This is a genomic window from Dyadobacter psychrotolerans (genome assembly GCF_004349265.1).
Classification (GTDB): domain Bacteria; phylum Bacteroidota; class Bacteroidia; order Cytophagales; family Spirosomataceae; genus Dyadobacter; species Dyadobacter psychrotolerans.
Window position 1 is genome coordinate 707,996 of sequence record NZ_SMFL01000001.1, and the last position, 17,231, is coordinate 725,226.

Sequence of the window (17,231 nt, forward strand, 5' to 3'; positions counted from 1 at the left end):
GTAGATATTAAACACTATATCCCGGATTATTCAGGATTAAGATTTCACTAACAAATCCCTCGCACACGTTATGTACGTGAAAAAGTGATTTTAGGATTACAAAGCTGTATAAATTTAGAATAGAATAGTCAGGAATACTCGTGCGTAGCCAGGAATTTACTATGTAGATAATAATATAAATACGGAATGGCCTTGCTGCCAGTTAACAAAGACCAGGCTGTCAGCAGATTAAAACAACCAATGATTAAAAGGCAAAATCACCAACAGCAAAAACCGCATTTTCAAATTTGTATTGTTAGATTTTACTTTTTACTAACTTGGCATTTTAAATCAGAAATAGATTGATCATGCCATTCATAGATTACAACCATAAACCAATAGTAAAGATCTGGGACGGAATTTACGGTACCCTTGCGCATTCCGGGACATCAACTTTTGGCCGATTCACAATCGATAACGGTACAAGTTTACCTGAACACAGCCACGTTCATGAGCAATGGTGTCACGTGCTGGAAGGAGAACTGGAATTTGATATTGCCGGAGAAAAAAAAATTCTGACCGCAGGTATGTCTGCCTTCATTCCTTCCTGGGCACCGCATTCTGCGAAAGCGCTCACTGAATGCAAAGTACTTGACTGTTTCACTCCCGTGCGGCAAGATTTTATTGAGCTGGAAAAACAACAAACCGGAATATAAAAGTTCTTCAAATTCCCTTTCCTCCCTCGCCCCCTACACCCCTTAAATCGGTTATTCGGATTTTAAACTTTTAACCGGATCAATCAAAGCTGCTCTGATACTCTGATAACTGATCGTAAGACCAGCAATGATAACGGTAGCCAGAATCGAAACCGTGAAAATTCCGGGACCGATTTGAATGTGATAAGCAAACTCCTCCAGCCATTTACCCATAGCAAACCAGGCAAGCGGTGCTGCTACTACAAAGGCGGCGACAATAAGCCAGATAAACTGATTAAAAAACAGCAAAACGATTCCCGGAACAGAAGCACCCAGAACTTTTCGTATACCAATTTCCTTTGTTTTTTGAACCGCCATTAACGACACCAAACCGTAGAGCCCTAAACAGCCAATCAGTATTGCAATACCCGAAAAGATTTTAAACGCATTGTACATTTTCTCTTCCTGTACATACAGTTTCGCAATATGCTCATCGACAAATTCATAGGTAAACAATGATTCGGGATTAAGCTCCGACCAGTCTTTGTTGATGGAAGCCAAAGTTTGGCGTTTGTTTTCAGGATGAAGTTTCACACTTGCCTGCCAGAACAGCCCTGAATTGTATGTTAATATACAGGCCCTTATTTTATCATGTTTCGATTCACTTTGAAAATCATGTACTACGCCATTGATCCTTGCCGGGCTCTGACCAATTAATATTCGTTTCCCAATCGCCTTTTCAGGATCCTGAATACCAAGGCGTTTGATCAAAGTCTCATTTACAACCACGCTAAAAACAGAATCCTTTTTTACAATTTTTGTAATAGATTTTCCTGCAAGCAGTTGCAACTCATACATTGGGATGTAATTTTCGTCTACAAATTTGAGTTCGGTAACATCGGTATCCGCCATACCCAACTCAGGAGAAGAAAACGGAGCAAAATTTGAGTTATAAACCGGCCCGCCCGAAGCAAAGCTAACCTCCTCAACACCGGGATTATCCAATAATTTTTGATTTAAAACTTCTCTTTTTTCACCCGTTGGAAAGGTAATGACCGCGTCTTTTTCAAAACCCATTTCCTGGTTTAAAAAGAAATCCATCTGGCTGCCGACAACGATAGTACCTACAATAAGAACCTGGGTTATAGCAAACTGAACAACTACCAGTGCTTTTCTGAAATTTGAATTTCCGACAGAATGATTTGTAACACCTGACTTCAGAGCTTTAACAGGCTTAAACCCGGACTGGATCAATGCCGGATAAAGGCCGGCAATAAGTATCGTGGAGACTGTCACGGCCGCTATCGCCACTACAATCTGCGGATTAAAAAGCTGAACAGAATCGATCTTTATGTTTAACAAGGACTCTGTCGACGGTAAAAAAAGCCAAACCGCTGTTAATGCAAACACAACCGCCAAACCTACCAGCAAAGTCGTTTCACCCATTACCTGAGCGATAAGCTGTTTGCGGTAAGCGCCCAATGTTTTACGTATCCCTACTTCCTTGGCGCGCTGTAACGACTGCGCCGTTGCAAGGTTTACAAAGTTGATACATGCTGTCAAAATAATGAATAATGCAATGCCGGCAAGTCCGTAAACTGTTTGTTTAGACCGTGGCATACTAACCTGATTGAGATAGTTCTGATCGAAATGAATATCTGTAAGCGGCTGAAGAATCAGTTCCGTATCTTTCGCAATATCAGCTCCCCAGTTCTTTTTGATAAAGGCAGGAAAATGGTCGGAAACGTTTTTGGCAGCAAATCCCTCAGGTAAAGCTACATAAAGCATTCCTCCCTGAATGGACCAGAAATTCGAAATATCAACATCCTTTTTTATCGTTTCCCAGGATACCAGAAAATTGAAAGTGAAGTGTGTATTTGACGGGAGGTCTTTAATCACACCTGTCACGGTCAGATCATTTCTGTTATCCAACCTGATAATTTTACCTAATGCATCCTTTTCACCAAAGTATTTTTTTGCAATACTTTCAGTCAAAACAATTGTATTCGGATCTTTGAGTGCAGTTAACTGATCGCCGGAAAGCCATTGGAAATCAAAAATTTTAGAAAAATTACCGTCTGCATAGGCAAAACCTTCTTCGTTATAACGCTCCTGTCCTACTTTCAGCAACCCATTATTTTGATAATAATATTGAGAAACCTGTTCCGCCTCTGGGAAGTCGTTCCTGAACGCAGGCGCAATGGCGAAAGACACGCTCGGGTTGTAGTCGAGTCCGTGTAATGTCACGCGATATGTCCGGTCGGCCTTTTTATGGAAACGATCATAGCCCAGTTCATTTTGAACCACTAAAAAAATGACAATACAGGCAGCCAGCCCCAACGCCAGACCAGCTACGTTGATAAATGCATAACTCTTGTTACGAATTAAAGTCCTGAATCCGATTTTGAAATAGTTTTTTATCATAGCTGGCTGTTAGCTATCAGCAGTCAGCATCCAGCTAGTTTATATTTACAAAAGAGTCACCCTTTCCTTCTTCCTAGTCTCATACCTTCTCCTTACTTCCTACTCTGATTTCAAACTTTTCACCGGATTCATCAAAGCGGCTTTTATACTTTGAAAACTAACTGTTGCAAAAGCGATTATAAAAGAAAGAACTGCGGCTGTTAAAAAAACCCACCATTTAATATCCGTTCGATAGGCGAATTTTTCCAGCCATTTAAACATACCGTAATAGGCAAGAGGTGATGCAATGACAAAGGCAATCAATACGAGTTTAAGGAAATCCTTTGATAAAAGTCCAACAATACTCCCAACAGAAGCACCCATTACTTTTCTGACACCGATTTCCTTTGTTCGCTGCATGGTACTGTATGAAGCAAGCCCTAACAGTCCAAGACAGGAAATGAATATGGCCAGAATCGAAAAGTTAAAAAACAGCTTTTCAAAACGCTCTTCACTTCGGTATTGGCGATCAAAAAACTCATCCATAAAATAATAACTGAACGGCCGTTCCGGCATCGTTGTCTTCCATCTGTTTTCAATCGCAGCGATTGTTTCCTTCATGTTTTCCCCGTCAATTTTGACAGATACCAGATCACTGCTCCGTGGTTCGATACGCATGGTTAAAGGGGTAATTTTTTCCTGAAGAGAACGGTAATGAAAATCTTTGATCACACCAACAATTTTACCTTCACGGCCCCATTGCCTGAAACGTTTGCCAACTGCCTGCTCGGGCGAGTTATAGCCCAGCAGCTTTACAGCTGCTTCGTTGATGAGCATGGCCTGGGTTGTATCTGTACCAAATTCTCTTGAAAATGCACGACCAGCCGCCATTTTGAGATTAAACTGGGGCACGTAATCAAAGTCAACAAAGTATAAATCCAGGTTGGCGATCTGCATGTCGCCGCTTTTGTTTTCCAGTTCTGAGTAAGCTCCCGGATTTCCGCCGCCAGGTACACTTGAAGAAGTTGCCGTAGATTTTACACCGCTTACTTCGCTGATTGAATTCCTGAAAGCGTCACGTTTTGGATCGCCCTCTGTATTGATAATCAGCATCTGATCTTTTGTAAAACCAAGATCACGGGTTCGCATAAAATCCATTTGCGTGTAAACGACAATCGTAGCAATAATGAGCGCAATCGAAATACCGAACTGCAGGGTAACCAGTCCTTTTCTTAATAAAATTCCTTTAAAACTGGTTGTAAAACGCCCCTTCAGAACAACAACTGGCTCGAAGGAAGACAAAACCAAAGCCGGGTACAATCCGGCAAGAATTCCAATTACAATCGCGGCAAGAAACAGGGCCCCGACAAACGGAAGATCATAAAAAATCCCCTGACTTATTATTTTCCCCGAAAGTGTGTTAAACAAAGGCAGCAACGCGGAAGAGAGAGCAAGTGAAAACACAAAAGCGATAAGGCATACCAGAATGGATTCACTGATAAACTGTTTGGCAAGAAGCGACTTCGGTGCGCCGACTACTTTACGGATACCAACTTCCTTCGCCCTTTCGACCGACCTGGCCGTGGTAAGATTGACAAAATTGATGCAGGCAATGAGCAGAATAAATAGTGCAACGACTGAAAATATATAGACATTATTGATACTACCCGCATCCAAAGATCCTCTGGTTGAGTGCAGATGAATATCCTTCAACGGCTCCAGAAACAAGGTATAAAACATCTGACTTTCCTTCATTGTCTTACCTGCATGACTTTGCAGAAAAGCAGGAAACTTCTTTTCCAGTGATTTGGGAGATGCACCCGGTTTTAAAAGGAAATAGGTATCGGCTCCGAAGTTTCCCCATTGGTCATCAATACCTTTATTAAAACGCTGGGTGAGGGTTGACATGGAGACAAACATATCGGCTTTGATATGAGAGTTCTCCGGAATATCCTGCATTACACCAGTAACGGTTGCCGGTAGACCTTCTCCTGAAAGCAAGAGCGTTTGCCCCACAGGATCGCTGTCTCCAAAGTATTTCTTCGCAGCCTTTTCTGTAAAAACAATACTCAACTGCTCTTTCAAAGCTGTTTCCGGATTTCCGTGTATCAATTTAAAATCGAAGATTCTGAACAGCGACGAATCTGCAAATATCGTTTTCGTTTCCTGGAATTTAACATCTCCTTTTCTGACGAGAAAACTCCCGCCGGACAATCTGGTGAAAGCTTCTATTTCAGGAAAATCATTTTTAAGAGGCGGAGCAAATGCCCAGGAACACGTTGAGGAATTAATCGTTTCAGAAGGTGTTTTCAGATCGGTAACGAGCCTGTAAATCCGGTCCGCTTTTGAATTAAAAGCATCGTAACTCAATTCAAAATTAACATACAGAAAAATGAGAAAACCGGCAGACATCCCGACTGTCAGGCCCATGATGTTGATAAAAGAAAAAGCCTTGTGTTTCCAAAGGTTACGAAATGCAATTTTCAGGTAGTTTTTTAACATGGCTCAGCGCGGCTATTTTGTTAAAAGCGATTCGCTTTTGATGGTAATACAGAAAATGTATGCCACATTTACAAAGAACTAATTATCAGATTTTTACATCTTAAAAATCTTGATAAAGTGTTCATAAACGAACACATCTGTTCAGTGGTGGACGCAGCAAATTGACGTACCTGCGTGTAGGCGTGAGCGTTCTCTTCGCTTTGTATTGTGGACTTCGACCGCGTGCCCGCTCCCTCTGGTACGAGCACTAAGATCCGCCTGCGCTTTTGCGTTTTACCGTTTAATAAGTTTTTTTCACTATTCTACAAGCCGTTAAGAAGAAAAAGTATAGGTTTGAGAACTAGTTGTAAACCGTTACGTCATCATCTAGGCAAATAAAAACACTCTGAATTGAAAACTTCAAATTCCTGTCATTAAACAAGACAGCATAAGCATACCCGGTAAGTCAATATTATAACGGCATACCGACCTCTCAACGCAATTTGTGAAAAACTTCTCTCGACGCCATCCTGGCCGTTGAACAAAATTCGTGCGCCTTATGCATTGCTTTCAATGCCTGGGCTCATCACTTTTTCAATCTTTTCATTACCACCCGTACACCACAAAACCATTAATTATGAGAAAAAGCCTGCCTGTTTTCTTTGTCGCCCTGATTTTTGGCATTTGCCACAGTATCGCCCAGGATGTAAAACCTAAACCAAATCCTGAGGATTCTGCCAAACTTGCAGATGCTGTTGGAAGTCTTCTTGCCCAGGAACACGTTCCAAAAGCGCCGCAAACGATTCAAAGCCCTAATGCCGCCGGGCTAGGTTCCTATGGTGAAATACCTGTTTCACTCTACACCGGGAAACCGGAAATCAATATCAATTTGCATGCTGTTTCCGACGGCCCTGTGAATATTCCAATATCTCTCAATTATGATGCCTCAGGAGTCCGCCCCGATGTACACCCTGGCTGGGTAGGCCTCAACTTCAATTTGTCGACGAACTTTGCGATTGTGAGGACGATCAGAGACGCCCCGGACGAAGGACCGGAAGGGATCTCGATGGTGCAGGAAGGTTATATCAGACCCAATGTACGTAATTTGCTTAACTACGGTGCCGCTGATTGGGTTTCTCCAGCTAAACTGAAAGCTTTGGCAAACAATTCGAACGCATTGGACACAGAGCCGGATGAATACAGTTTTACAGCTCCCGGGCTTTCGGGAAAGTTTTATATGGGCCAGGATGGTTTGTGGAAAATCCAGTGCGACGAGCCCGTAAAGGTAGAATACATTACCAACATCCTGATCGACACGCCCTTCTTTCCACCGCACTGGACCGGTAACATGTGGTATACTTTGGGAAACTACATGCCCCATCTCGCAGGTTTTCGGCTTACCGATGACGTGGGTACACAATACGAGTTCGGGGGCTCGAATGCCAACGTCGAGTATAGCATGGATTTTTTTGATCAGGGGAAAGACACCTGGATTTGCAATGCCTGGTATCTCAAATCAATTACCCGACAAACAGGACAAGTCCTGAATTTTAATTATGAGCGTGGCGACTTCGTGGCCCAAATGTACTTTTCTATCTACAATAAATCAGCACGTGTTAACGGGGGTTCGTGGTTCTCCTGCTCAAACTGGTCTTCATTGATGAGCCAAAAAGGCCCTTACAACGGAAAGCTTATCTCACCAATTTATCTCAAAGAAATTTCGGGCACTAATTTCAAAGTCAAATTTACGTCGAGTGTAAGTAATGAACTCCCATATAACCAGGACATTTTTGATCCGTATGTAAACTATATGATTAACAATGGTCAGAGCAAAGTAGATTTTCTGACCTTCCTGTATGACTGCTTTTATCATGTGAATAGCGCCCCGGGAACCTGTGACTACAATACCACCCTGGCAACACTCCTGGCAAAACTAAAATGGCGAAAACTGAACAACATCGAAATCCAGAATGGTAACGGAACGACTATCCGGGAATTTGAACTTTAGTACCTCGATGTTGTCACTTCCAGGCTTATGCTGCAATCCGTTCAGGAAAAGTCGGGCACTAAGGTGATCCCTCCTTATACTTTCACCTATTTTACTGATGGCTCCTTTACACTTCCGGGTTACAGTAAATCGCACACGAATCACTGGGGATTTAACAACGGGCTTTTGATCAATACTGCTACTGACTTCAATTCAGTGGGGACCTATGGGACAACATACAGAAGCCCGGCCACCGACGTACGGCACCAGAAAATAGGATCAATAGCCTCAATCCAATACCCGACCGGCGGGGTGACCAGGTTCATATTCGAGCCCCATACATTCGCCAAAGAGGTCATGTTGAAAAGATGGGATGGAGAGGACAGCCATGCCATCAATCAGCGCGCAGGCGGGCTCAGGATCAAAGAAATTCACAGCTACGATAACGTAACAGGCCCGGTCGTTTCAAAAAAGTATTATTACTTATCCAATTTTAATCCCGCCAGTCCTGATACCTCGACAGCGGTACTGTCGAGTGGTATTCTTGGCGGAAGGGCAAAGTATTACTGGCCGGATTACATGCCGCTGCCAGATAACGCGGGCATTAACGTAGAAGAAGAAATTTTCTCAACGCAATCGGTACTGCCTGCTTCCGAGAATTCCATGGGGTCACATCTGGGATACTCTCAGGTCGTGGAACGCACTTCTACGGAAGGATGGACAATACATAAGTTTTCAAATTTTGACAATGGCTACCGCGACAATGCGCCTTCGGGATTTATACAACCCAGCAGTACACCCTATCAACCCTATAACAGCACAGCCTTCCAAAGAGGAAAGACACTGGTCCAGGAACGGTACTTTCAAAATGGTAAGCTGGCGTCAAAGTCAGAGATTTCTTACACCCTTGTCGGCACCGCAACTGATAATGCCCGGGCCGTAAAGGCGAGTACAGCTTATTTGTGCAACACGTTTAATAGTGTTTTCGAAGCAACGGGGTATGTTATCGATGTCCGGAAATTCTTTCCCTCCCAGGAAGCAAAATACACTTACGATCAGGACAATGTCGCTTCGTTTGTTGCTGAAACTGCCAGTAAAAGCTATTGGCCAAACGGTCAGCTTTATATCAGCGGACAGACCGATAGCCGGGGCCGCACATTAAAGACCTGGTACAAGTACCCACCTAATCTGGTAGCAGCACCAGGTCCTGCCATGACACTGGCCAATATCATAGCTACCCCATTTGAAGTATTCCAATATACCGGAACAGAAGCCGCACCGTCTGCAATCAAATTGCAAACCGTGACATTCAATTCCACGGCCCCTTATCTGCCTTCAAAAGTTGAAAGCAAGCTGGGAGCCAGCGGAGCTACCAACACGGACATTGAATTTTTGACCTATGATCCAAGGGGCAATCTGTTGACTTACAAAGAAAAGAACGGCCTGACGACCAAGCTGGATTACTATCAGACCAGTGATGCCGGGAAGACCGATCTGTTAAAACAACGGACATTGGCTGATGGCGCTTCCCGATCACAGGCCACGTCCTACAACTACACGCCTTTGATAGGTGTGCAGGCCATCACAGACCCCAATTCCAAAACAATCAACTATGATTATGATGAGTTTGGCAGGCTCATTACCGTTAAAAATCCTAATGGCAATGCCCGGGCTTCATACTGCTACAACTACGCCGGTCAGCTGACGCCATGCACAGCGCTTGCCCCCACGGGAAGCATTGCGCCCTCTGGTTTGGTCTTAATTGGAATTCCAGGCGCACTTCCTGTTACCCTTGTAGAATTTGAGGCTACCAAGGTTGAAAAATTCGTTCAGTTATCGTGGTCGACTACCATCGAAACCAACAGTGAGAGGTTCGATATTGAACGTAGCGTGGATGGTAAAAAATGGAATACTCTCGGTGCCGTAGCGGCAAAGGGACAAAGCAGTGACAATCAAAATTATGAGTTCTCTGATAATGCGCCGAACCGTGAAGGCGAAAATCTCTACCGCTTAAAGATGATCGATAAGGACGGAACATTCGCATTCAGCCGGATCCGGAGCGTCACATTTAATAGCTCCGAAAAAGTAGCGCTGTACCCCAATCCGGTTACGATCGGCGAAAAGCTGACGCTGCTTACCGATGATCTGGACAAGATAGCCACCATCAAAATTTTTGACACGTCCGGCAGAATGGTTCATCAGTCAAATCCCACCAGGGAGATCAACACGACCAGACTCGCACCCGGCTTGTATATGGTTCAAATCACGTATACAGACGGAAGTCTGAGCACGCACCGGGTAGTAAAACAGTAAGCGGCTTTCGGCCGTCAGTTCTTGGCGGTCGGTTTAAAACATCAAATCGTACGACGAACCGATATGAAACAGATCAAAAAATATATTCTTCCCCTTTTACCGTTTCTGCTGGCTTTTTGGCTGTCCGCCTCCGGTCAGCAGACCCAGACCCGGAACTACATTATATCACGAACCTATAAACAGGCCGGCGCTAATGTAAACGACGTAAGTAAGGTTGTTACACAGGTGCAATATATAGATGGATTAGGCCGTCCATTGCAAGAAGTAACCGTAGGACAAAGCCCTGCGGGAACAGACATCATTATACCCAGGGCATATGACGCAGCAGGAAGGCAACCAAGACAATATTTACCTTTCATTGCAGCTGGTAGCGGGAAATACCAAAGCGATGCACTGGTTAATTCTCCTACCAATCCCAATGTTTTTAAATTTTATAAAGATAACCCGGCTGGCTTACAGCAAACCAACGTAACCTACCAGGATCTGGAAAGGCCGTTTCATGAAACCGTTTTTGAGCCGGGTCCGCTGAGCCGTGTCATTTCGAATCAAACTCCCGGAGGAAGAAGCCGTTCTGCTTCCAATATGTACAAGGTAAACGCCGCAGGCGAAGTAAAACGATATGATTATGATCCTGTAACCAATCTCATTACCACGCCTGGCGATTATGCAGCCGGAACACTAAAATCCACCGTTTTTAAAGACGAACAGGATTTTGAAACAAGGGAATATACCGACATGCTCGGACAGCTGGTCTGCAAGCGTGTACTTGCGGCTGATGCAGTAGGCGCCACCCCGGCTGTGGTATTATCTACCTATTATATATACGACGATCTGGGACTGCTTCGTGGTGTATTACAGCCCAATTTTCAGGACGACGGTTCTTTGGCAAATTCTGCCTTTTTATACGATTATGATGACCAGGCAAGAATGGTTCGAAAGCAAGTTCCCGGAGCAGGTACAACAGAAATCGTTTACGATAGGTACGACAGACCCGTTTATTCCAGGGATGCCAATCAGCTTGCCAGGGGTGTTTGGGCCTTCATCAAATACGATGAGCTCAACCGGCCGGTTGTAACGGGAGAAATTACATCGAGTGCCACAAGAGCTGCATTGGCAGGTTCGGTTGATACAGGAACAACGCACCACGAAAACCGTGATAATGCAGCGGTTGCAGGTTACTCATTAAACCTGACCGCACCGACCACCGCAACAGAAGCCAATCTGTTGACCATCACTTTTTATGATGATTACGCTTTCTCAAAACCGCCAGGTTTCGGGTATAGCAGTATGGCAGGTTATCCGGCCTCGGAAAATACCTCGGTAAAATCCCTGATCACCGGAGGCCGTGCCAGAATGCTTCCTGGAAACGGGACGGCTGGCGGCTGGATCACAAACGTAACCTACTATGACGGCGAATACCGGCCTATCCAGACTGTCAGGGAATTATATGACCTGGGGGCGGGTGCCGACGAGCGGGTTTCAACACTGTACAAATACGATCTGGCAGCGGTCGTGGCAGAGCAAACAACCGTTCAGCTGGTAGGCGGTATCACACACGCACACGTTGCTGTAAATACCTACGATCATGCAGACAGGCTTTTGAGCGTAGCCGAAACAGTGACTGCCGGTGCAAAGACAAAAACAGCCTACACGCTTGCCCAGCGCTACAATACGCTCGGGCAGCTGCAATCAAAATGGTTTCACGGCTACACCGCAAACCCTTCCAGGTTCCGCCGCCGCACCAATTACACCAACAATATCCTGGGATGGCTTACCGATGCGAAGACCGCATATCAAGTAACCCAAGGAACTGATCTACCGTTTTATGCTTTCAGCCTTTCCTATAACAACGTGCTCTATGGGCCCCAGTACTCTAATGGCAATATCAGTAAAATGGAGTGGCTCGGTAAAGATGAAGCTGCTTTTTCAGGTGGGCTATCATTTACCTACGACAAAGCAAACCGGTTACTTTCAGCCGTCAAACCAGCTGGCGCAACTTATACATACGTTGACACAGAAAGTGGGATTACCTACGATAAAAATGGGAATATAAAAACGCTCAGTCGGGCCGGCGCGGCGGTGGATAATCTGACATATAATTACGGTACCATCGACAACCGACTTGGATCTATTACAGACGCTTCCGCCAGTAACAGTGGTGTAAAGATAGGCACTAGTTCATACTTGTATGATGCCAACGGGAATATGACTTCCGATGGAAACCGAAACGCAACACTCACTTATAATTACCTAAACCTTCCAAAAACTGTAATTGTCGGAGGAAAAACACTAACTTATGACTACGATGCGGGTGGAAACAAGCTTAAATACATGGCCGATACGCTGACCGTAAAATATGCGGGCAGGTTTGAGTATAGACAAGTGGGATCGGTTAATAATTTAGTGAGGGTTTCTACCAGCGAAGGGCAACTGGTTCCATCAGGCGATACTTTAAGGTTTGATTATTTCCTCAAAGATCATCTGGGAAACGTACGGCCGGGGTGGCGTTCCACTGGTTTGGGATGAAAGTGGGCAGATTATTAAGAAAAGTGATTATTTTGCTTTTGGGTTGGAGATTGATCGGAATAACCCCGTTCAAACACCGGCTGTTAGGAATGGAATCAATCGTTACACGTTCTTAGGCCGTGAGAGTCAGCCGGAAACGGGTTACATGGATCTCAAAAGGCGGTTTTACGATCCAGCAACCGGAAGGTTCATTCAAGTTGACCCTGTCACAAAAAGTCAGGAGAAATTAAGCGTTTATCAGTATGGCTGGAATAATCCCATTAGATATTCTGATCCCAACGGGGATTGCCCTATTTGTGATGACTTTAAGAAGTTGTGGAATGGTGCAAAAAATTATCTGACTCAAAATGCAAGTATGTATGCTAAGGGGAGTGCCGAAGTTACTGGCGGGTATAGAGTAGCTCTGGGAATTGGGAAAGCAACATCGGGAGATATGAATGCAGCATCTGCAAGGTTGTTGAAAGTTGAAGCTTCATACGATTCAAAGGATAACAAAAAAGGAAAAGTCGATGTTGATTACATATCTAAACCTGATGCGAAAGGTCAAAAAACCATGACAATTTCTCATGGTGTTGAAGGAACTGCACTGGTATACGGAGGGGGTGCCAAGACTGAATATCAAGTCAATTCTAGTGGTAGAGTATCTGGGGAAGGAACAACAGAGGTTCAAGTTGCTGCCACCATCGCGCCTCCCTTTGCAATATTTGGTAAATTTGAAACCGATAAATTGACAGGGCAATCTTCCGTTCAAATTGGAGTTAGTGCTGGTTATAAGGGAGGTGCTGGAGTGGTAACCGATAATAATGCAGAATTTGGTTTTAAATTTAGAGTACCAGTTGAAGAAAAGAAACCATGAAATACAGGTATATAAGTACTAAAGGTTCCGTTTTGCAAATGAGGTTAATTATTTCAATTGTATGCTTTGCGGCGATATTTTTGATATCCTCTTACTTTATAGAGGATGATAGCTCGTTAGTAATGATATATTTGGGTGTAATGTTTTTATTATTAGCGTACATTTCGTCCCGGTTTTCCAACATCAAGTATACTTCTGAGGAAATTGTTGTGCAAAACTTTTTCGGGAGCACTCGCTTCGTAAAAAGTGATTTCGTTCAAATTAGGCCATTGAGGAGTTATTTGAACTTCTATGTTATAGTTTTTAAAAACAATCGATCCTACTTATTTGGTCAAGCTTCTTCGAAAATGTTTTTAACGGACTATGCAAAAGAAAATGCAGCTGAAATGGAAAGGGAGTTATTGTCAAATGAGACCGACAAGTAATTTGTATCCCCTAAACTAACAAAACAGGCTCCGGAACCGGAGCCTGTTTTGTTATACAGCATATTGCCTTTTGGCATTAAAATCACGTATCAGTGCGTCAATGGCTATAAAAACCTACTTTCTGTCAGCATCGGGCATTTTTTAGAAACCTACTTTACTAACCAAAAGGTTCAAATTTTACCTATGATGGAGCTCGCATGGATATTTCGGAGAAGTTGACCACCTGATTCCGTGGCAAATTGACCACCAAATTAGCTGGCGGCCGGTAGCAAAAAATGCTGTAGAAGCGTTGTCAAAATTAGTAAATAAAAAGTATAACTACAGGTAGTCGTTTTCAGGCTCCGGTTTTCGCTTTCTTCTCATAGATTCCCCTTTCAATTCGATGCGGTGTGCATCATGAACAATGCGATCTAAAATTGCATCCGCAATTGTTTTTTCTCCTATTACTTCATGCCATTTGCTTACGGGTAATTGAGAAGTAATGATAAGCGATGTCTTGCCATGCCTGTCTTCAATGATTTCCATCAGCGCTGCCCTGCTTTGAGCGTCGAAGGGCTGGATGCCGAAGTCGTCAAGAATCAGTAGCTGCTGCCGCTCGATTTTAGCAATTTCTTTGATATAAGATCCGTCAGCCTTAGCCATTTTGAGCTTGGCAAAAAGTTTGGGAGTACTTGCGTAAAATACGCGGTAGCCCAGGATACATGCCTGATGGCCAATCGCAGACGCTACATAACTTTTGCCGATCCCTGTGCTTCCAGTGATTAGCAGATTCTCGTTGCGCTCGATAAAAGTACACTCTGCCAGGCGCATAACCTGATTCCGGTCGATACTCCGGTCAGCGTGGTAATGTACATTTTCAACCATGGCCTTATAGCGGAAGCGTGCAGACAGAATCTGCCGTTCCACACGACGGTTGTTTCGATCATCCCATTCAGCGTCAACCAGATGAGCCAAAAGCTCATCTGGTGTATAATTGTTGGTCTGTCCAGTTTCCAGGCTGCTTTTAAAGGCATGGAACATGCCAAAGAACTTAAGCTTGCGTAACTTTTCTAATGTGCTGCTATTCATTGTATAGATTGTTTAAAGGATTATTGATAGTAATCTTCACCTCTGATATTATCATGTTTTGGCATTTGCAATTCATCTGCAAAAAGGCTGTCTTCGTATTGGTCCATGTTCTTTTCGAGGATGGTCTGGATAGTCTTGTAGTTATATATCCCATAACTTAAGGCCCTCTGACAGGCGCTGATCAACCTTTGCTCACCAGCCTTTTTTGCAAAAGATAAAATACCGATACAGGAGCGGTAGGCTTGTTCAGGATGCTGTTTGCGGTCCAGGATTTTAAGAATATATAATCTGACATCGTCGTGGATTGATGCGGCCCACTCCAAAAAACGTTCAGGCGTCCAGTCCGTCACGAAGCGGTGCGTGCTGGCCAGATGTTCTTTATCTGTGGAATAGCTGTAGGGACTTTTGACACGCTTGTGTAGGGCTATGCGCTCGTAGTGATAGTACATCTCAACAAGAGAAGTGGAGTATAAAAGCTTGATTTTTTTACCAATAAAGCGGTACGGAACACTATAATAATGCTTATCTGCCCCCAGACAAACATGACCGTTCTTCATTACCGTTACATGGGCGTGCTTTTTAAACTCATACCGCAATAGCGGAAGCGGAGCCAGCGCAGAGCGCTCGATCTCTTCAAACTGAAGCCGGCGGCTGTAATTACGTCCTCGCAGGAGCTGACTGTTATGTACCTCAAGAGCTTGAAGGATTGCAGAATTTAACTCAGTCAGTGAGCTGTATACCTGTTTTCTCAAAGGAGCATAAATGCGGCTGTAAACGATTTTAACCGCTCCTTCAACCAAGGCTTTGTCACGCGGACGGTAAGCACGTGCAGGCAAAATAGTAGTGCCATAATGATCAGCAAAATCAGCAAACGCTTCATTCAGGGTGGGCTCGTAACGGTGACTTTTGGTAACTGCTGCCTTTAGATTATCCGGAACAATGGCAGCCGGAACACCACCAATATAATGAAGTGTATTCTCACAGGCAGCTATAAAATCCTCCTTCTGCTGGCTCATAACAGCTTCTACATAAGTAAGCTGACTAGCACCAAGAATAGCAACAAACACTTCAACGTCAGTCACTTCGCCAGTCTCTTTATCCGTTAGACTCAGCTTGACGCCAGCAAAATCGACATATAGTTTATCGCCAGCCTTGTGATCCTGATGCATCACAGGATTTACCCTGGCTTTCCATTGGGTTAAATGGAAACAGAACTGGGTATAGGCAAAACCGTCGGGAAATTCCTTTTTATAAGCTTCCCAAAGCATGCGTCGGTTTACGCCGGTTCGTTTTAGCTCCTTGTCAATATGGGGGAAACAACGCTGTAAAGTCAGTAAGCGGTCCTGTGATGGAGGTTCTTTAACCGTGCCAAAAAAGTCGTCCAGTTCTTTATCATTGAGGCTGTTGATCTGTTCGAAGGTAAGCCCGCTCGCATCATAAGTCGCCATATACTTCTTGGCTGTATTACGCGAAACACCGGTCTGCTCAGCAATTGAAAGTTTGCTGCGACCCTGACTGTACATTCTTAAAATCTGTCTTATCTTACTCATGCTGATTGTCGAATTAGCCATACTTCACACGATTGGTTCGTGTCAAAAGTAAGGTTGATTCCACAGCATTTTTTGCTCTCCGGGTGGTCAGTTTGCTCCGAATTCAGGTGGTCAATTTACTCCGAATTCGGGTGGTCAATTTCGCCCGGAACAGGTGGTCAGCTTAAACCGAATTGAGGTGGTCAGTTACACCGAATTTTCCACTCGCAGACTGAAAACTTCTACCGGTATTAGTTGCTATGCGGATACAGAGCGGGATTACCTACGATAAAAATGGGAATATCAAAACGCTCACCCGGGCCGGCGCTGCGGTGGATAATTTGAGTTATTCCTACACCGGCAACCGGCTAACCTCAGTCAACGATGGTTCCGGAAATAATACCGGGGTAAAAAGTGGGGGCAGTGGCTACGGCTATGATGCGAATGGAAATATGACGAGTGACGGTAACCGGGGAGCAACGCTTAGTTATAATTACTTAAATTTGCCTAAGACCATAGCAGTTGGGGGAAAGAATTTTCAATATGATTACGATTCTGGTGGAAACAAGCACAAATATGCAGGCGATACGGTAAATATCAAGTATGCGGGCAGGTTTGAGTATAGACAGGTGGGATCGGTTAATAATTTAGTGAGGGTTTCTACCAGCGAAGGGCAACTGGTTCCATCAGGCGATACTTTAAGGTTTGATTATTTCCTCAAAGATCATCTGGGAAATGTACGGCCGGGGTGGCGTTCCACTGGTTTGGGATGAAAGTGGGCAGATTATTCAGAAAAGTGATTATTTTGCTTTTGGGTTGGAGATCGACAGAAATATGCCGGTTCAGACTCCTGCGGCGAGGAATGCGGTTAACCGTTACTTATTCAATGGAAAAGAAAAGCAGCCTGAAACCGGTTGGCTGGATTATGGTGCCAGGATGTACATGTCAGAGATTGGGAGATGGTAAACG

The 17,231-nt window shown here is 44.2% G+C and carries 11 protein-coding genes; 7 read left to right on the forward strand and 4 right to left on the reverse strand.

Features of this window, described 5'->3' with window-relative positions; translation table 11 throughout:
• Positions 1-347: 347 nt before the first annotated feature.
• Entirely contained in the window at positions 348-695 is a 348-nt protein-coding gene (locus tag E0F88_RS03040; protein ID WP_131956520.1) for a cupin domain-containing protein, read from the forward strand.
• Positions 696-746: 51 nt separating this feature from the next.
• On the opposite strand, the gene E0F88_RS03045 is transcribed toward E0F88_RS03040, so the two are convergent.
• Positions 747-3,098, reverse strand: coding sequence for an ABC transporter permease (locus E0F88_RS03045; RefSeq protein WP_131956522.1), 2,352 nt, complete (start codon positions 3,096-3,098; stop codon positions 747-749).
• A 99-nt stretch (positions 3,099-3,197) separates the two neighbouring features.
• A complete protein-coding gene (locus E0F88_RS03050) occupies positions 3,198-5,579 on the reverse strand; it encodes an ABC transporter permease (RefSeq protein WP_131956524.1) in 2,382 nt (793 codons plus the stop codon).
• A 616-nt stretch (positions 5,580-6,195) separates the two neighbouring features.
• Between E0F88_RS03050 and E0F88_RS03055 the strand changes: the two genes are divergently transcribed.
• The 4 genes from E0F88_RS03055 (at position 6,196) to E0F88_RS03070 (ending at position 13,240) form a co-directional block, all read left to right on the forward strand.
• A complete protein-coding gene (locus tag E0F88_RS03055) occupies positions 6,196-7,566 on the forward strand; it encodes a hypothetical protein (RefSeq protein ID WP_131956526.1) in 1,371 nt (456 codons plus the stop codon).
• A gap of 27 nt (positions 7,567-7,593) precedes the next feature.
• Complete coding sequence (locus tag E0F88_RS03060) at positions 7,594-9,858, forward strand: T9SS type A sorting domain-containing protein (protein ID WP_131956528.1); 2,265 nt, start codon at positions 7,594-7,596, stop codon at positions 9,856-9,858.
• 63 nt (positions 9,859-9,921) lie between these two features.
• A complete protein-coding gene (locus E0F88_RS03065) occupies positions 9,922-12,384 on the forward strand; it encodes a DUF6443 domain-containing protein (protein ID WP_131956530.1) in 2,463 nt (820 codons plus the stop codon).
• Complete coding sequence (locus E0F88_RS03070) at positions 12,317-13,240, forward strand: RHS repeat domain-containing protein (protein WP_131956532.1); 924 nt, start codon at positions 12,317-12,319, stop codon at positions 13,238-13,240. Before E0F88_RS03065 ends, E0F88_RS03070 begins: the two co-directional genes overlap by 68 nt.
• 743 nt (positions 13,241-13,983) lie before the next feature.
• On the opposite strand, the gene istB is transcribed toward E0F88_RS03070, so the two are convergent.
• Positions 13,984-14,733, reverse strand: coding sequence for an IS21-like element helper ATPase IstB (gene istB, locus E0F88_RS03075; RefSeq protein ID WP_131956534.1), 750 nt, complete (start codon positions 14,731-14,733; stop codon positions 13,984-13,986).
• 20 nt (positions 14,734-14,753) lie between these two features.
• Positions 14,754-16,304 (reverse strand): IS21 family transposase, encoded by a 1,551-nt coding sequence (istA, locus tag E0F88_RS03080; protein WP_131956536.1) that lies wholly within the window; start codon positions 16,302-16,304, stop codon positions 14,754-14,756.
• A 218-nt stretch (positions 16,305-16,522) separates the two neighbouring features.
• Here istA and E0F88_RS03085 point away from each other — a divergent pair, with 218 nt between their 5' ends.
• Positions 16,523-17,035: a hypothetical protein gene (locus E0F88_RS03085; protein WP_131956538.1), complete on the forward strand. Its 513-nt coding sequence runs from the start codon at positions 16,523-16,525 to the stop codon at positions 17,033-17,035.
• Entirely contained in the window at positions 16,998-17,228 is a 231-nt protein-coding gene (locus E0F88_RS03090) for an RHS repeat domain-containing protein (protein ID WP_131956540.1), read from the forward strand. Before E0F88_RS03085 ends, E0F88_RS03090 begins: the two co-directional genes overlap by 38 nt.
• The last annotated feature ends 3 nt before the right edge of the window (positions 17,229-17,231 follow it).